A 16,013-nucleotide genomic window follows, 5' to 3' on the forward strand; every position below is an offset into this window, starting at 1 on the left:
TCTAGACCTTCAGCCTGTCGCGGCGGACCAGCGGCCTGGCCGAACAGTTCGGCGAGATCGCCGGCCTGGTCGAAGCCGTGGATCGGCGAGAAGACGAGCTCGATCGACCACTTGGTGGCGACGCCCATGGCCTCCAGCGGATTGGCCAGGCCGAGGCCGCAGACGACCAGATCCGGCGCATCGGCGCGGCAGCGGTCCAGCTGCTTCTCGACGTCCTGGCCCTCGCTGACCCGGACCGTTTCCGGCAGCAGCGCCATCTCCTCGGCCATGTGCTGACGGTGCAGGTAGGGGGTGCCGATCTCGGTCGGCGTCATGCCCAGTTCGCGGTTGAGGAAACGGGCGAGCGGGATTTCGAGCTGCGAATCCGGGAAGAAGAAGATGCGCTTGCCTTCCAGCCGGTCCTTCCAGCGCTGCAGGGCGAAGCGGGCCCGCTCCTGGGCCGGCGCAATGGCGGCGCGGAACCGTTCGCCTTTCACGTCGAAGGCGTTGGCCGCGGCGCGCAGCCACTCGGTCGTGCCCTCGACGCCGAAGGGGAAGGGGGCGGCCAGCCGAGTCGCGCCGCGGTCTTCCAGCGCCCGCGCCGTGTCGGCCAGGAAGGGCTGGGCGAGCAGATACTGTGTCTCGGGGCCGACCGCGGGCAGTTCGGTCGAGCGCCGCGGCGGCAGGAACTCGACATTGCGGATACCCATGGCTTCGAACAGGCGGCGGAACTGGTCCTCGACCACATCGGCGAGGGTTCCGACCACCAGCAGAGACCGACGATCTGTCTCTGGCAGGTCCGGCACCATGGCGGCCAGGCAGGCATCCTCGCCCTGGGTGAAGGTGGTCTCGATGCCGCTGCCCGAATAGTTCAGGATCCGCACGCCCGGATGGAAGCGGCGGTTCAGGCGCGCCGCCGAGCGCGACAGGTCCAGCTTGATCACCTCGGAGGGGCAGGAGCCGACCAGGAACAGCATCTTGATGTCGGGGCGGCGGGCCAGCAGCCGTTCGACGACCCGGTCCAGTTCGTCCTCGGCATCGGAAAGGCCGGCGAGATCGCGCTCGCCGATGATAGCTGTGGCGAAGCGCGGCTCGGCGAAGATCATGACGCCGGCGGCCGACTGGATCAGGTGCGCGCAGGTGCGCGATCCGACGACCAGGAAGAAGGCGTCCTGGATCTTGCGGTGCAGCCAGACGATGCCCGTGAGGCCGCAGAAGACCTCCCGCTGTCCGCGTTCGCGGAGAATGTCCCGCTCTCCCGGCATGTCCGACCCCTCTCCGGTGCGCATGGCGAGCCCGGTCATCACACCGCCTCCATGACGGCGCGGCCTGTATCGCGGCGGGCAGCCCTTAGCTTGAGCAGGAACTGGGTGGCGTTGATGACGTAGGCCGCGTAGGCCGCCAGCGCCAGGTACATCTGCTGCGGGCCGGTCAGCGTGCCGGTCAGCAGCGCGGCCAGGTAGGCCGTGTGCAACGCCAGGACCAGCATGCTGAACACGTCCTCCCAGTAGAAGGCGGGCGCGAACAGGTACTTGCCGAAGACGACCCGTTCCCAGATCGAGCCGGTGATCATGATGGCGTAGAGAAGCATCGTCTTGACGATGATCGAAGCCGTCGCGGCGGCGAACCCGTCGCCGGTCTGGAGGTAGTAGACGACCAGGACGACGCTGACGGCGAAAGCCAGGAACTGGACCGGAGCCAGAATGCCCTGCACCAGCGTCCAGGGAGACTCATCACGCCGCTGCCGCTCCTCGTCGGTGTAGAGCGGTGTCCGGCTCCTTCGCGCTGTTCCACGCTTCGCCATGCGGCGTTGGCTCCCAGATGGGCTTCGGGAGCTTCGACTCTAGATCGCGGTCTCGCAGAGTGTCAATTACAGTTTACGTCATTTCTAATTGACATTGCCCCTCAGGTGCTCCCAAGCTTGGTCATGACGTTAGGTCAAAAGAGGGAAAGGAGTTGGGAACACGTCCTGCTCTCGATTTTGGGGTTCATGTCTCGCAACATTTCAGTCACACTCGACGCTACTGGGTATTTTCCCGGTGAAATGATTGGGGGAGACGGATGGGATATCCGAAAAGAGATGTCCTGTCGTCGCGAAGTCCAAAAGTCGTCTGCACAGAAGAGGGCGACTTCCATCTACCGGCAGAAGCTTTTGCTTTTGCTCAACGAAAAGATGGCGCCGCTTCAGACATCGATTCGCGGCTCAAATCAATGATAGAGCAGGAAATCATCCCGCTTATGGCGCTCGGTTCCGGCATGGAACGCCGGAATGGCGCGGCGTTTCGACGGCGCAGGGACGCCGAAGTGAAGCCGACGCCGGCGGACGTCGAGGAGCTTGCCCGGCTGGTGCTGTCGCACGAGACCCGGGTGGCGACCAACTATGTAGAGACGCTCCGCGGGGACGGCATTTCGCTCGAGGTCCTGCTTCTTGAGTTGCTTGCGCCGACAGCCCGGCTGCTTGGCGACTACTGGGTCAACGACACCAGGGATTTCGCCGAGGTCACGATCGGTCTCGGGCGGTTGCAGCAGTTGATGCACGAACTGACCCGCTCGGCCGGCGGTGAACCGCCGATCCGGGTGCTCCGGGAACGACGGCTGGCGCTGGTGGTTGCCGCGCCTGGCGAACAGCACACCTTCGGCGCCGTGATGGTGGCGGATTTCTTCCGCCGCGGCGGCTGGGATGTGGTGGGCGGCCATACGCCGGACGAAGACGAGATCGCGGATCTGGTCCGCTATCAGGAATTCGACATGATCGGACTGTCACTCAGTTGTGACAGTGGAGTTGAGCGCCTGGAGAAGACGATCGGCAGGGTCCGGGACCTTTCGCGGCAACGTGACATCACCGTCATGGTCGGCGGGCGCGTGTTCAATGACGATCCGGAACTGGCGGCCACGGTGGGCGCCGACATGACCGGCGCAGACGGACGCATGGCCTTGAGGGTTGCAGAACAAGCGGTTTCCAACGCTGCCAACTGGTGATAGACCGCCGGCCAGACTGACGCGTCCGTCACGGGCGTCGTGACACGGAGACTGAAGCATGCCCTCGAAGGGAGCGCAGATCGGGCCCATGGATGCAGAGACTGCCAACCTGCTGGTTTCCGCCGCCTCGGATCTGGCGCTGATCGTCAACTCCGATGGCATCATTACCGACATCACGGTGCGTCAAGGTAGTCTGACACCTCAGATGTTCGAATCGTGGCGCGGACGCCCCTGGCAGGACACCGTCACGGTCGAGAGTCGGCCGAAGATCGGCGAGATCCTCCGCTCGGCCGCCGAGAAGACCGCACCCCGCTGGCGTCATGTCAATCACCTGACGCCGGACAGCGGCGACATCCCCGTCGCCTACACGGCCGTGCGGGTCGGCGCCGAGGGCCAGTCGATCGCCATTGGCCGTGACATGCGTCCGCTGGCGAACATGCAGCAGCAGCTGGTTTCCGCGCAGCAGACGATGGAGCGCGACTATTCCCGGCTGCGCCAGGACGAACGGCGTTACCGCCTGCTGTTCCATATGGCAGGCGACGGGCTGATTGTCGTCGACGCCCAGAATCGCCGCGTGATCGAGGCCAACAAGGCCGCCGGCGTCATCCTGTCCGGCAACGGGCTGGATCTCACCGGTCAGCTCTTCCCCTACGGTCTCGACGAGGGCAGCGAGCGGCGGATGAAAGCCCTGCTGGATGCCGTATCGCTGGCAGGCCGCGCCGACGAACTGCCGTTCCGCAGCCGCATCGGCGAGGATCTGGTGGGATCCATCACCCTGTTCCGCAAGGACAACGAGGCCTTCTTCCTGGTGCGGCTGCAACTGGCCGACGCCAGCGTCGCGGCCCGCAATGCCGCCAACCCGATGCTGTCGGTGATCGAGCGCGCGCCGGACGGATTCGTCGTCACCGACCCGTCGGGCAAGATCCTCAGCATCAATCCGGCCTTCGTTGGCATGACCGAGCTGTCGTCGGCCGGCGATCTGAAGGGCGAGGGGCTGGAGCGCTGGCTCGGACGTCCCGGCGTCGACATGAAGGTGTTGATGACCAACCTCAAGGAACACGGCACCATCCGCAATTTCCAGACGGTCGTCGCCGGCGAGTATGGCGGCGTGACCGAGGTCGAGGTGTCCGCCGTGTCCGTGCCGACCGGGCTGGCCGCCGTGCCTGGGCTTCTCGATCCGGGAAACCAAGCAGCGGCTGCAGTCCGATATGGCGCCCGGCACACGGATGCCGCAGTCCGTCGAGCAGATGGCCGAGCTGGTCGGTCGCCATTCGCTTAAGGATATCGTGCGGCAGACGACCGACCATATCGAGCGCCTCTGTATCGAATTCGGCGCTCAATCTGACGCGCGACAACCGGGCCTCGGCAGCGGATATGCTCGGCCTCAGCCGCCAGAGCCTCTATGTCAAGCTGCGCCGCTTCGGCATGGGCGACGAGCCGGAACGCCACTGATCGTCAAAAATTCCTGACAGTGTAAATCTTGGTTGACGCTATGTAGTGTCAATCATACCATTTTGGTATGTCGAAATCCGCTGTCTCACCCTATCTGGAACTGCTGAAGCCGATCACCTGGTTCGCGCCGATGTGGGCTTTCGGCTGCGGTGTGATCTCTGCGGGCGCCCCGATTGCCGATCACTGGCTGGTCATCATCGCCGGCGTGATGATCGCCGGGCCGCTGGTCTGCGGCACCAGCCAGGCCGTGAATGACTGGTTCGACCGTCACGTCGACGCCATCAACGAACCGAACCGGCCGATCCCGTCGGGCCGTGTCCCCGGACGCCGCGGCCTGATGCTGGCGGTCGGCTGGACGCTTCTCTCGCTCGTCGTCGCCCTGACGCTGGGCACCTGGGGTTTTGTCGCTGCGGTGGTCGGGCTGATACTGGCCTGGGCCTACAGCGCGCCGCCGGTCCGCCTGAAACGCAATGGCTGGTGGGGCAACACCGCGGTCGCGGTCTGCTACGAGGGGCTGCCCTGGTTCACCGGTGCGGCGATCCTGGCCTCGACGGTGCCTGACTGGGAGATCGTCGCCGTCGCGGGGCTCTACAGCTTCGGCGCCCACGGCATCATGACCCTGAACGATTTCAAGTCGATCGAGGGCGACCGTCAGATCGGCATCCGGACATTGCCTGTGCAGCTCGGCGTCAACGGCGCGGCGCGGCTGGCCTGTCTGGTGATGGCGGCGCCGCAGGTTGTGGTCATCGCCCTGTTGATGCTCTGGGACCGGCCCTGGCACGCCGCCGGCATCGCCGTGCTTCTGGCGGTGCAGGTCGTGTTGATGACGCGTCTGTTCGATGATCCGGAACGCCGCGCGCCCTGGTACAACGCCACGGGCACGACGCTCTATGTGCTCGGCATGCTGGTCGCTGCCTTCGCGATATCCGGCGGGCTGGAGGCGGCGGGATGAGCCCGCTGGCCGCTCGGCTGGATCGGCATCGTCCGGCTCGGACTGGTGCAGACCGCGCTGGGCGCCATCGTCGTTCTGACGACATCCACGATGAACCGGGTGATGGTGGTCGAGCTGGCGTTGCCGGCGATGCTGCCCGGCCTGCTGGTCGGCCTGCACTACGCGGTTCAGCTTCTGCGGCCGCGTCTGGGCCATGGTTCCGACATAGGCAGGCGGCGAACCCCCTGGATTGTCGGCGGCATGGCTGTGCTGGCGCTGGGTGGCGTGGGTGCGGCCGGCGGCACGGCGCTGATGGAGACGCACCTCACGGCCGGAATTGTGCTCGCGCTGATCGCGTTCATGGCCATTGGCGTCGGCGTCGGTTCGGCGGGCACCTCGTTGCTCGTTCTGCTGGCCAAGCAGGTCGCGCCCGGCCGCCGCCCTGCCGCGGCGACCATCGTCTGGCTGATGATGATCGCAGGTTTCGCGGTGACGGCGACACTGGCCGGCGGCTTTCTCGATCCCTATTCGCCGGAGCGCCTGATTGCGGTGACCGCCACCGTCTCTGCCGCGGCGTTTGCACTCTCGGTGCTCGCGATCTGGGGCATCGAGAACCGCGCTCCGGCGCCCGATGCCGCAGCGGGCGCGCCAAAGCCCGCATTTGTCGAGGCGCTTTCCAGTGTCTGGCGTGAGCCGGTCGCGCGGCGCTTCACCGTCTTCGTCTTCGTCTCGATGCTGGCATACAGCGCCCAGGACCTGATTCTGGAGCCCTTCGCCGGCACCGTCTTCGGCATGACGCCGGGCGAGTCCACCAGGCTTGCCGGCCTGCAGCATGGCGGTGTCTTCGTTGGCATGATCCTGGTCGCGATCGTGGGCAGCCTTGCCCGCGGCCGCCGGCTCGGATCGCTGCGCGCCTGGACCATCGGCGGCTGCATCGCATCCGCGGCGGCGTTGATCCTCGTCGGCGCCGGCGGGTTGATGGCCGAAACATGGCCGCTGAAGGCCACCGTCTTCGCCCTCGGCGCGGCCAACGGCGCGTTCGCCGTCGCGGCCATCGGCTCGATGATGGAACTGGTCAGCCAGGGCGGCGGCGGCCGCGAAGGGGTCCGGATGGGCCTCTGGGGCGCGGCCCAGGCCATCGCCTTCGGGCTGGGCGGCTTCATCGGCACACTCGCCATCGATGCGGTCCGGGCGCTGATCGCCGCGCCTGAAATCGCCTACGCCATCGTCTTCACGGCCGAGGGCCTCACCTTCCTTGTGGCGGCGCTGCTCGCTGCCCGCATCGCACGTGAGTCCCTGGCGGCCTCCCGCGCCCGGTCTCTACCGCCGGGCGTATCCGTTGCAGATGCAAGCATGGGGTGACGCCATGACCAGGGAACACACATACGACGCAGTTGTGGTCGGCGGCGGGCCGGCGGCGCCACGGCCGTGGCCGATCTGGCGCTGAAGGGCTGGTCGGTCCTTCTGCTCGACCAGGCCGGGCGCATCAAGCCTTGCGGCGGCGCTGTGCCGCCGGCGCTGATCCGGGAATTCGGCATTCCCGACAGCCTGCTCTGCGCCCGGGTCGACACGGCGCGGGTGATCGCACCGAGCGGCCGGAACGTGGACATGCCCATCGGCGACGGCTATGTCGGCATGGTCGACCGCGGCGACTTCGACGAATGGCTGCGCCAGCGGGCCGTCCACCGCGGTGCGGAACGGCGGACAGGGAAGTTTGTATTCCTGGCGCACGACAATGACGGCACGCCGCTGGTGAAATACGCCGCCGACGGCGACAAGTCGAACCTGCACGAGGTTCGATGCCGCGTCGTGATCGGCGCCGACGGCGCGAATTCTGCGGTCGCCCAGCAGGCGATACCGGAGAAGGCCGAACAGCCCTTCGTCTTCGCCTACCACGAGATCATCGATACCGAAGGCGTTGCAGGCGCCGACTACGGCGCGGAACGCTGCGACGTCTATTATCAGGGCAAGCTGTCGCCCGACTTCTATGCCTGGGTCTTCCCGCATGGAGGCACGGCCAGCATCGGCGTCGGCAGTGCCCGGAAGGGGTTCGCGCTCCGCGGTGCTGTCGCCGAGCTCCGCCGCACCACAGGTCTGGACGGCCAGGCGACGGTGCGCAGCGAGGGCGCGCCGATCCCGTTGAAGACCCTGCCGCGTTGGGACAATGGCCGTGACGTGATCCTGGCCGGGGACGCGGCCGGCATGGTCGCGCCTGCTTCGGGCGAGGGCATCTACTACGCCATGCTGGGCGGACGTCTGGCCTCGGATGCCGTCGACGAATGCCTGCGAACGGCTGACGGCAGGGCGCTTGCCAGCGCCCGCCGGCGCTTCATGAAGCAGCACGGCAAGATCTTCTGGATGCTCGGGATGATGCAGAAATACTGGTATCAGACCGAGCGCCGCCGTGAGCGGTTCGTGAACATCTGCGCCGATCCAGACGTCCAGTATCTGACCTGGAAGGCCTACATGGACAAGGAACTCGTCCGGGCCCGTCCGATGGCGCATCTGCGGATCTTCCTGAAAGACATGGCGCACCTCTTCGGCCTCGTGACGCCATGACATTCTTCCGGCGCCGCCGCCCCTGGCTACCCGTTGCGGTTGCCGGGGCGGCCGCCCTGCTTGTTGCCATCCTCGGCGGCGCGGCCACGGATGTCGGTCCCTGGTACCAGTCGCTCGCCAAGCCGGACTGGCAGCCGCCGGAGTGGGCCTTCGGGCCCGCCTGGACTTTGATCTACGCGTTGACGGCACTGTCCGCGGTTGCGGGATGGCGCGGCATCCGCAAGCGCTGGCAACGCGAGTGGATGGTCGGGCTGTTCTGCCTCAACGGTGCGCTGAACGTCTTCTGGAGCGTGCTGTTCTTCAGTCTGAAACGGCCGGACTGGGCGCTCTACGAGGTGCTGTCTCTCTGGGCGTCGGTGCTGGTCCTGATCGTCTTTCTCTGGCCGCACAGGGTGTCGGCGGCCGCGCTGCTTGTGCCCTATCTTCTTTGGGTGAGTTTCGCGGGCTGGCTGAACTACACCGTCGTCGCCATGAACGCGCCCTTCGGGGCCTGAGACGTGGCCGGGTTCTTCGAAACCGGGCAGGCGGCCCTGCTGGTCCTTGCCGTGATCGCGGCAGAGGCAGCGCTGCTGCTCATCCTGCGATGGCTGGGCGTCCGTCCGGTGTTCTCGCTGTTGCTGCCCGGCGCTTGCCTGACTGCGGCCATCTGGACCACCGCATCCGGCAAGCCGTGGTTCTGGACGGCCCTGCTTCTGGCGCTCTCGTTTGTCTTTCACCTTGCCGATCTGCGGGAGCGGGTCAGGCTGGCAAAGGCCGCCCGGTCTGGCGCTGAGGGTCCGGATCGCTAGACTTGCCGGGCCGATGACACGGAGGCCCGAGATCCATCATGAGCCGGAATGACCCGCCCTTTGCCGATCCTGCGGTCGCAGCCTGCTTTCAGGCCGTGCCCGAACCGGCGCGGTCCGGCATGCTGGCGCTGCGCCGCCTGATCTTCGAAACGGCGGCCGAAACGCCGGGCGTCGGCGCGCTGCAGGAAACGCTGAAATGGGGCCAGCCAGCCTATCTGACGCCGGAGACGAAATCTGGATCGACGATCCGCATCGGGCTGCCGAAGCAGGGCGGCTACGCCATCTACGCCCACTGCCAGACCAGCATCATCCCGGATTTCCGCAGCCTGTTTCCCGACGATTTCGCTTTCGAGGGCAACCGGGCGATCCATTTTCCGGATGATGTCCCGCCGCCGGCCGAGCCGCTCCGGCTGCTCATCCGAAACGCGCTGACCTATCACCTTCGCCGGAAGCAGGGCGCGGCCTGACCTCGGCCGTCTGCGCCGCTTCAAGCACACTGCCCAGCAAGATCAGACAGGGTGCGTCCGGTGGCGTCGCCAGAGCGGCTTCGGCGGCGGTGGCGAGTGTCGCGTGGCGCCAGCTTTCCGTGGGCCGCGAGATATCGGCGCCGATCGAAAGCGGCAGGTCCGGTGCCGCCCCGAAGGCCATCGCCTGGCGCGCAAAGGCGGCGATCCGGCCGCGGCCCATATAGAGCGCCACGGTGCTGTCGCCGGATGCGATGGCGCGCCAGTCGACAGCGGAGTCCTCGCCTGCGCGACCGTGACCGGAAACGAACAGGAGTTGCCGGCCCTTCAGCCGGTCGGTCAGCGTCAGCCGCAGATTGGCCGCTGCCGCCGACGCCGCGGTGATACCCGGAACGATGCTGACGGGAATGCCGAGTGCCGCCAGCGCACGGACTTCCTCGCCGCCGCGGCTGAAGATCGCCGGGTCGCCAGCCTTCAACCGGACGACGTGCCGGCCCTCGCGCGCGAACCGGATCATGAGGCGGTTGATTTCCTCCTGCTTGCAGGAGGGCCGCCCGCCGCGCTTGCCGACTGGCATCCGCCGTGCCTCGCGCCGGGCCATTTCCAGCACCTCGTCGGAGACGAGTGCATCGTAGAGCACGACGTCCGCATCCTGCAGGGCGCGGATCGCCTTCACCGTCAGAAGGTCGGGATCGCCCGGACCGGCCCCGACCAGCGTGACACGGCCCGACGCTGTCTCCTCCCCGAGAAGCGCCGGCGAATTCGTTTCAGGCAGGTCACGCGCCGCCATTGCGCGTTCGGCGAAGCGCCGCCACCAGGCCCGGCGGAGGCTGGGCAGCTCGATTTCACGGGCAATCTCGGGCCGCAGCCCTTTCGCAGCGTCGGCCCAGCCGCCGAGCACGCGGGGCAGCATGGTCTCGATCCGGGCGCGGATGGCCTGCCCTAGCACCGGTGCGGCGCCATCGGTCGATACACCCACCACCACGGGCGAACGATTGACGATGGAGCCGAACTGGACCGTGCAGAATTCAGGACGGTCGATCTGGTTTACGGGGACCCCGGCGGCGCGGGCCGTGTCGAAGACCCGGCTGGCCAGCGCCTCGTCAGCGATGTCGGCCACGACCAGTGCGAAATCCGATAGCCGGACGAGAGCCTCGTCGAGCGTCAGCGTATCCAGCCCCTCACGGGCCGCGATTTCGGCTGCCTCTTCCGACATCGCGCCTTCGGCCAGCACCAGCCTCGCGCCGGCAGCGATCAGCAGTTCCAGTTTCCATGCCATGGCGGCGGTGCCGCCGATTGCGAGAACCTCGCGGTCGTCCAGCTTGTGGAACAGCGGCAGGACGGCGAGCTGGCCAATGGGGGCGGGCTTGCGCTCAGACGGCTTCTGCGACCGGGGCATCTTCCAGCATCCTTCCGATTTCGCTCTGGCAGGAACCGCAGCCGGTTCCTGCCTGTGTGGCCTCGCCGACGCCGCGGACGGTGCAGGCGCCGCCGGCGATGGCGGCGCGGATGGCATTGGCGCCGACGCCGTTGCAGGAACAGATCAGCGCACCCGGTCCGGCATTGGCGTCCCCGGGCCGGCCGGCGAGCAGCAGTGCGCGCTCGCGGCTGTCGGCCATCCTTTTGCCAAGCAGCCCCGTCAGCCAGTTCCGCTCCGCTGCGACCGGGGCGGGACCGGCGATGAAGGCGGCGGCGAGACGGTCGCCGTCGAAGGCCGCGACCCTGAACGCGCCGGCGGCGTTGTCCAGATAGTGAAGCGTCTCCAGACCGGCTTCCGGCGGTATTCCGAGCAGGCACGCTGCAAGGGCCGGATCGGCCATGTCACCGTCGCCGGCGCATTCGAAGCGGTATCCGGGACCGGACCGTGCAACGGCCCAGTAGGCCAGGTCATCGGCGGCAGGCCGTTCCAGGGCAACACCGAAACCGTACCAGGCCGGGCGGAAGGCGCTGGCCGTGACCCGCGCAGCCTTCAGTGCCGGCTGGCCGGAGATGGGATCGGTCGCGCCCGGCACCAGAACGTCGATGCGCGCGGCGCCAGACCACTGGCCGGACCAGTGCATCGGGACGAAGACCGTGCCTTCGGGCTGGGACGACGTGATCAGCGCGCGCAGGACCGCACGGCCCAGACCGTTGGACAATTCGACCAGCTCCGCCTTTCCGATACCCAGGCGTGCGGCATCCGCGGGATTGAGCGCGGCGAAGGGCTCAGCCAGGTGGCCCGACAGCCTGGGGGAGCGGCCGGTGCGGGTCATGGTGTGCCACTGGTCGCGGATGCGGCCGGTATTCAGCGTCAGCGTCTCTTCCGCCGGATAGGGCCGGGCCTGCGCGGCCGTCGCGATGAAACGCGCGCGGCGGTCAGGCGTGTAGAAGCCGCCCCTGGCGAAGAAGCGCGCTTCCGTCTCGCCGGACGCCCGCAAGGGCCACTGGAAGGGGCGCAGTACGTCGTAGGCATTGCGCGTCAGATCGGAGAGCGCGCCGATATCGAAGTCCCTCGTGCCGTCATTGCCCTCGGCCGACAGCGCCGCGTATTCCGCGAAGATCTCCGCGGGTCCGTCATAGTCGAAGGCCTCGCCGAAGCCCATTGCGGCGGCGACATCGCAGACGATGCGCCAGTCGGGGTGGACCTCGCCGGGCAGCGGCAGGAAGCCGCGCTGGCGGCTGATGCGCCGCTCCGAATTGGTCACCGTGCCATCCTTCTCGCCCCAGGCCGCAGCAGGCAGCAGCACATCGGCCAACGCCGCCGTGTCGGAGCCGCGCTCGACATCGGAGACGACAACGAAAGGGCAGTCCGCCAGGGCCCGGCGCACCAGATCCGCCTCCGGCAGGGAGACGACGGGGTTGGTAGCCATGATCCAGATCGCCTTGATCCGGCCGCTGGCCACCGCACGGAAGAGATCGACCGCCTTCAGGCCGGACCGTTCGGCGATGCGGGGGGAGGCCCAGAATTCCTGCACCAGCCGGCGGTGTTCCGGCTCCTCGAGCTCAAGATGGCAGGCGAGCTGATTGGCGAGGCCGCCAACCTCGCGTCCGCCCATTGCGTTCGGCTGGCCGGTGACCGAGAAGGGGCCCATGCCCGGCCGGCCGATGCGGCCCGTCAGCAGGTGGCAGTTGATGATGGCGTTGACCCGGTCGGTCCCGTCCGCGGCCTGATTGACGCCCTGGCTGTAGACCGTGACGACACGTTCGTTGGCGGCGAACAGCCGGAAAAAGGTGTTCAGGTCGCGGCGGTCGATCCCGGTGAGTTCCGCGGTTTCGTCGATATCCTGCGCAGCCGCGTCGAGGGCATTCGCCAGCCCTGTCGTGTGCGCGGCGACGTAGGCCTCGTCGGTCAGACCTTTCGCGCGCAGCCAGGTCAGCAGCCCGTTGAAAAGCGCCACATCGCCGCCGGCGCGAATTGGCAGATGCAGATCGGCCATGTCGGCCGTGGGAGTCCGGCGCGGATCGATGACGACGATCTGCATGCCGGGCCGTTTCTCGCGCGCCGCCATCAGACGCTGGAACAGCACCGGATGGCACCAGGCGAGGTTGGATCCGGTGAGCACCACCAGATCGGCGAACTCCAGATCCTCATAGGTGCCCGGAACGGTGTCGGAGCCGAAGGCGCGGCGGTGCCCGGCCACGGACGAGGCCATGCAGAGCCGCGAATTGGTATCGATATTGGCCGTGCCGATGAAGCCCTTCATCAGCTTGTTGGCGACGTAGTAATCCTCGGTCAGCAACTGGCCGGAGACGTAGAAGGCGACCGAGTCGGCGCCGTGTTCGGCAATGGTCGCCGAGAAGCGATCGGCCACATGACGGACGGCAGTCTCCCAGTCTGCCCGGCGGCCCTCGATCTCCGGGTGCAGCAGACGGCCTTCCAGCCCAACGGTCTCGCCCAGCGCCGCGCCCTTGGAACAGAGCCGGCCGAAATTGGCGGGGTGGTCCGGATCGCCGGCCACCTCCACACGATCGGGCGAGATGCGGCGGGCCAGCACGCCGCAACCCACCCCGCAATAGGGGCAGGTCGTGCGGGTGACCGGCATGCCGCCGCTGTCAGGCATCTTCCGTCCTCTCGATACGGAGGCAGCTCTCCGAGATCAGCACCCGGCCGTCGCGGACCTGGACCGGGAAGGTGCGGACCGCACCTTCGTCCGCGCCCTGGGCCTCGCCGGTCTTCAGGCTGATGACCCAGTTGTGCAGCGGGCAGGTGACCGAAGCCCCGTGCACGATGCCCTGGCTCAGCGGCCCCTGCTTGTGAGGGCAGCGGTCTTCCAGCGCGAAGACCTGGTCATCGACGGTCCGGAAGACCGCGATGCAGCCGTCCGGCGCTTTCAGGACCCGGCCGCCGCGGCGCGGAATATCCTCCAGCGCCGCGATATCCAGCCATTTCTCGTTGACGTGTTTCATCACGCGACGGCCTCCAGTCCGGTGGTGGGCAGGGGAATGAATTCATGCGCGTCGCGGCCCTTCGCCCGTTCCTCCCAGGGATCGGTCTGGGCGAATTGCTGCGAGAAGACGAAGCGGTCGTGCAGCGCAATGCGGCTCTCGGCGTCCTCGACGACGGCGCTCTGGACATGATCCATGCCGACCCGGCCGAGCCATTTGTGCATCCGGTCGAGGTAATGCGCCTCTTCGCGGTAGAGCTGCAGCAGGGCGCAGCAGTACTCCATCACCTCGTCTGCCGTATCGACGCGGCAGAGCAGGATGGTCTCCTTGACCTCCATGCCGGCGGCGCCCGCGAAGTGAAGCTCGTAGCCACTGTCCACGCAGACGACGCCGAAATCCTTCACTGTGGCTTCCGCACAGTTCCGGGGGCAGCCGGAGACCGCCATCTTCACCTTGTGGGGCGTCCAGGCGCCCCAGAGGAACCGCTCCATCCGGACGCCCAGCTCGACCGAGGCCTGGGTTCCGAAGCGGCACCATTCGTTGCCGACGCAGGTCTTCACGGTGCGCAGCGCCTTGCCGTAGGCGTGGCCGGAGACCATGCCGGCGGCGTTGAGGTCGGCCCAGACGGCGGGCAGGTCCTCCTTCTTCACGCCCAGCAGATCGATCCGCTGGCCGCCGGTGACCTTGACGGTCGGGATGGCGAACTTGTCGGCCACATTGGCGATGGCGCGCAGTTCATCCGGTGTGGTGATGCCGCCCCACATGCGGGGCACGACCGAATAGGTGCCGTCCTTCTGGATGTTGGCGTGAACCCGTTCATTGATGAAACGCGACTGCTGGTCGTCGACATACTCGCTGGGCCAGGTGGCCAGCAGGTAGTAGTTCAGCGCCGGTCGGCACTTGGCGCAGCCGCAGCTGGTGGTCCACTGCAGTTCCTGCATCACGGCCGGAATCGACTTCAGCTGCTTGGCGACGATCAGGCGGCGGACCTCGCCATGGCCGAGATCGGTGCAGCCGCACATGGACTGTACGGCCGGTCGGGCGTAGGCGTCGCCGAGGCTCAGCTCCAGAAGCTGCTCCACCAGGCCGGTGCAGCTGCCGCAGGAAGACGACGCCTTGGTGGTCGCCCGGACGCCGTCCAGCGAGTTCTGGCCGCCTTCGATGGCGGAGACGATCTTGCTCTTGCAGACGCCGTTGCAGCCGCAGATTTCTGCGTCATCCGGTAAGGCTGCAACGGCCGCCATAGGGTCCAGCGGGCCCGCTCCGGCGAAGCCCTGACCGAAGATCAGGGTCTCGCGCATCTCGGAGATGTCGGTCTGGTCCTTCATCAGCTGGAAGAACCAGGGGCCGTCGGCGGTGTCGCCGTAAAGCACCGCGCCGACGATCCGGCTGTCGCGGATCACCAGGCGCTTGTAGATCGACCGGCTGGCGTCGCGCAGCACGATTTCCTCGCGGTCGTCGCCCTCGGCGAAGTCGCCCGCCGAGTAGAGATCGACGCCGGTCACCTTCAGCTTGGTCGCCGTGATCGAACCCGCATAGGTCAGGCTGTCGTCGCCGGCCAGGCCTGCGCCGACCGACTTCGCCATCTCGTAGAGCGGGGCGACGAGGCCGTAGCAGGCGCCGCGGTGTTCGACGCACTCTCCGACCGCGTAGATGGCCGGATCGGAGGTGCGCATGTTGTCGTCGACCAGAACGCCGCGGTTCACCTCGATGCCGGCTTCCTTCGCCAGTCCGGTGTTCGGCTTGATCCCGACGGCCATGACAACGATATCCGCCGCGATCTCTGTGCCGTCGTCCATGCGGACGGCACGGACGGCGCCGGTGCCGTCATCCACGATCTCGTGGGTGTTGGCGCGGGTGATGACCTCGATCCCCCGGGTCTCGATGGCGCTCTGCAGCAGGTAGCCGGCACTCTGGTCCAGCTGCCGCTCCATCAGCGTCGGCATCAGATGCAGGACGGTGACTTCCATGCCGCGCATCTTCAGGCCGGCGGCGGCTTCTAGCCCGAGCAGACCGCCGCCGATGACCACGGCGCGGCCGCCCTTCTCGGCTGCCGCCAGCATGGCGTCGACGTCGTCCAGATCGCGATAGGTCAGGACGCCGTCCAGATCCTTGCCCGGTACAGGAATGAGGAAGGGCAGGGAGCCGGTGGCGACGATCAGACGGTCGTATTCGGCGACCGTGCCGGCGCGGGAGATCACCTTCCGCGCGTCGCGGTTGATGGCGATGACTTCCTCGCCGCGGATCAGGTTGACCTTGTTGTCGGCGTACCACTGATCGTCGTGGATCAGGATCTCCTCGTAGGTCTTCTCGCCGGAGAGGACCGGCGAGAGCATGATCCGGTTGTAGTTCACGCGGGGTTCGGCGTTGAAGACGGTGACCTCGTAGCGGTCCGGGTCGCGCTCGAAGAGCTCTTCGAGCGCCCGGCCGGCGGCCATGCCGTTGCCGATGACGACGAGTTTCTCTGTCATGTCATCCTCCTTGCGGATGCGTGCA

General features: G+C 67.2%; 13 protein-coding genes and 2 pseudogenes. 9 read left to right on the forward strand and 6 right to left on the reverse strand.

The window, feature by feature from the left end; all coding sequences use genetic code 11:
* Window position 1: 1 nt before the first annotated feature.
* Window positions 2–1,283 (reverse strand): annotated as a pseudogene (locus ACMVY4_RS11070) (ferredoxin:protochlorophyllide reductase (ATP-dependent) subunit N).
* Window positions 1,283–1,783: a 2-vinyl bacteriochlorophyllide hydratase gene (gene bchF, locus ACMVY4_RS11075; protein ID WP_416900204.1), complete on the reverse strand. Its 501-nt coding sequence runs from the start codon at window positions 1,781–1,783 to the stop codon at window positions 1,283–1,285. The pseudogene ACMVY4_RS11070 and the gene bchF overlap by 1 nt, the downstream one beginning before the upstream one ends.
* A 257-nt stretch (window positions 1,784–2,040) precedes the next feature.
* On the opposite strand from bchF, the gene ACMVY4_RS11080 reads away from it, so the two are divergent.
* The 9 genes and pseudogenes from ACMVY4_RS11080 to ACMVY4_RS11120 all read left to right on the forward strand — a co-directional run bounded on the left by ACMVY4_RS11080 (window position 2,041) and on the right by ACMVY4_RS11120 (window position 9,155).
* Complete coding sequence (locus tag ACMVY4_RS11080) at window positions 2,041–2,958, forward strand: cobalamin B12-binding domain-containing protein (protein ID WP_416900205.1); 918 nt, start codon at window positions 2,041–2,043, stop codon at window positions 2,956–2,958.
* Between the two features lie 58 nt (window positions 2,959–3,016).
* Window positions 3,017–4,237 (forward strand): transcriptional regulator PpsR, encoded by a 1,221-nt coding sequence (ppsR, locus tag ACMVY4_RS11085; RefSeq protein WP_416900206.1) that lies wholly within the window; start codon window positions 3,017–3,019, stop codon window positions 4,235–4,237.
* Window positions 4,238–4,332: 95 nt separating this feature from the next.
* Window positions 4,333–4,410, forward strand: a complete 78-nt coding sequence (locus ACMVY4_RS11090; RefSeq protein ID WP_416900299.1) for a hypothetical protein — start codon at window positions 4,333–4,335, stop codon at window positions 4,408–4,410.
* 67 nt (window positions 4,411–4,477) lie between these two features.
* Window positions 4,478–5,362: a chlorophyll synthase ChlG gene (gene chlG, locus ACMVY4_RS11095; RefSeq protein WP_416900207.1), complete on the forward strand. Its 885-nt coding sequence runs from the start codon at window positions 4,478–4,480 to the stop codon at window positions 5,360–5,362.
* Between the two features lie 45 nt (window positions 5,363–5,407).
* On the forward strand, window positions 5,408–6,703 hold the full coding sequence (locus ACMVY4_RS11100; RefSeq protein ID WP_416900208.1) for a BCD family MFS transporter: 1,296 nt from the start codon (window positions 5,408–5,410) through the stop codon (window positions 6,701–6,703).
* A gap of 4 nt (window positions 6,704–6,707) precedes the next feature.
* Window positions 6,708–7,900, forward strand: a pseudogene (locus ACMVY4_RS11105) (geranylgeranyl diphosphate reductase).
* The gene (locus tag ACMVY4_RS11110) at window positions 7,897–8,394 is read left to right on the forward strand and encodes a TspO/MBR family protein (protein ID WP_416900209.1); all 498 of its coding nucleotides are present in this window, start codon (window positions 7,897–7,899) and stop codon (window positions 8,392–8,394) included. Before ACMVY4_RS11105 ends, ACMVY4_RS11110 begins: the two are co-directional and overlap by 4 nt.
* A 3-nt stretch (window positions 8,395–8,397) precedes the next feature.
* Complete coding sequence (locus ACMVY4_RS11115; RefSeq protein WP_416900210.1) at window positions 8,398–8,688, forward strand: hypothetical protein; 291 nt, start codon at window positions 8,398–8,400, stop codon at window positions 8,686–8,688.
* A gap of 38 nt (window positions 8,689–8,726) precedes the next feature.
* The gene (locus tag ACMVY4_RS11120) at window positions 8,727–9,155 is read left to right on the forward strand and encodes a DUF1801 domain-containing protein (RefSeq protein WP_416900211.1); all 429 of its coding nucleotides are present in this window, start codon (window positions 8,727–8,729) and stop codon (window positions 9,153–9,155) included.
* Here the strand turns inward: ACMVY4_RS11120 and cysG are convergent.
* From cysG to nirB, 4 genes are read right to left on the reverse strand one after another with little or no spacing between them, the layout of a single operon-like run.
* Window positions 9,103–10,551 (reverse strand): siroheme synthase CysG, encoded by a 1,449-nt coding sequence (cysG, locus tag ACMVY4_RS11125; RefSeq protein WP_416900212.1) that lies wholly within the window; start codon window positions 10,549–10,551, stop codon window positions 9,103–9,105. The genes ACMVY4_RS11120 and cysG overlap by 53 nt on opposite strands.
* The gene (locus ACMVY4_RS11130; RefSeq protein ID WP_416900213.1) at window positions 10,526–13,192 is read right to left on the reverse strand and encodes a molybdopterin-dependent oxidoreductase; all 2,667 of its coding nucleotides are present in this window, start codon (window positions 13,190–13,192) and stop codon (window positions 10,526–10,528) included. Before ACMVY4_RS11130 ends, cysG begins: the two co-directional genes overlap by 26 nt.
* Complete coding sequence (gene nirD / locus ACMVY4_RS11135) at window positions 13,185–13,538, reverse strand: nitrite reductase small subunit NirD (RefSeq protein ID WP_416900300.1); 354 nt, start codon at window positions 13,536–13,538, stop codon at window positions 13,185–13,187. Before nirD ends, ACMVY4_RS11130 begins: the two co-directional genes overlap by 8 nt.
* Window positions 13,538–15,988, reverse strand: a complete 2,451-nt coding sequence (nirB, locus tag ACMVY4_RS11140; RefSeq protein WP_416900214.1) for a nitrite reductase large subunit NirB — start codon at window positions 15,986–15,988, stop codon at window positions 13,538–13,540. Before nirB ends, nirD begins: the two co-directional genes overlap by 1 nt.
* Window positions 15,989–16,013 lie beyond the last annotated feature (25 nt).

Origin of the sequence: Minwuia sp., assembly GCF_048007105.1 — a bacterium.
In the GTDB taxonomy this organism is placed as follows: domain Bacteria; phylum Pseudomonadota; class Alphaproteobacteria; order Minwuiales; family Minwuiaceae; genus Minwuia.

Bases quoted from the DNA above. Each gene is read 5' to 3' on its own strand.
- bchF (WP_416900204.1), bottom strand. From the start codon at position 1,783: ATGGCGAAGCGTGGAACAGCGCGAAGGAGCCGGACACCGCTCTACACC.
- ACMVY4_RS11080 (WP_416900205.1), top strand. From the start codon at position 2,041: ATGGGATATCCGAAAAGAGATGTCCTGTCGTCGCGAAGTCCAAAAGTC.
- ppsR (WP_416900206.1), top strand. From the start codon at position 3,017: ATGCCCTCGAAGGGAGCGCAGATCGGGCCCATGGATGCAGAGACTGCC.
- ACMVY4_RS11090 (WP_416900299.1), top strand. From the start codon at position 4,333: ATGCTCGGCCTCAGCCGCCAGAGCCTCTATGTCAAGCTGCGCCGCTTC.
- chlG (WP_416900207.1), top strand. From the start codon at position 4,478: ATGTCGAAATCCGCTGTCTCACCCTATCTGGAACTGCTGAAGCCGATC.
- ACMVY4_RS11110 (WP_416900209.1), top strand. From the start codon at position 7,897: ATGACATTCTTCCGGCGCCGCCGCCCCTGGCTACCCGTTGCGGTTGCC.
- ACMVY4_RS11120 (WP_416900211.1), top strand. From the start codon at position 8,727: ATGAGCCGGAATGACCCGCCCTTTGCCGATCCTGCGGTCGCAGCCTGC.
- cysG (WP_416900212.1), bottom strand. From the start codon at position 10,551: ATGCCCCGGTCGCAGAAGCCGTCTGAGCGCAAGCCCGCCCCCATTGGC.
- ACMVY4_RS11130 (WP_416900213.1), bottom strand. From the start codon at position 13,192: ATGCCTGACAGCGGCGGCATGCCGGTCACCCGCACGACCTGCCCCTAT.
- nirD (WP_416900300.1), bottom strand. From the start codon at position 13,538: ATGAAACACGTCAACGAGAAATGGCTGGATATCGCGGCGCTGGAGGAT.
- nirB (WP_416900214.1), bottom strand. From the start codon at position 15,988: ATGACAGAGAAACTCGTCGTCATCGGCAACGGCATGGCCGCCGGCCGG.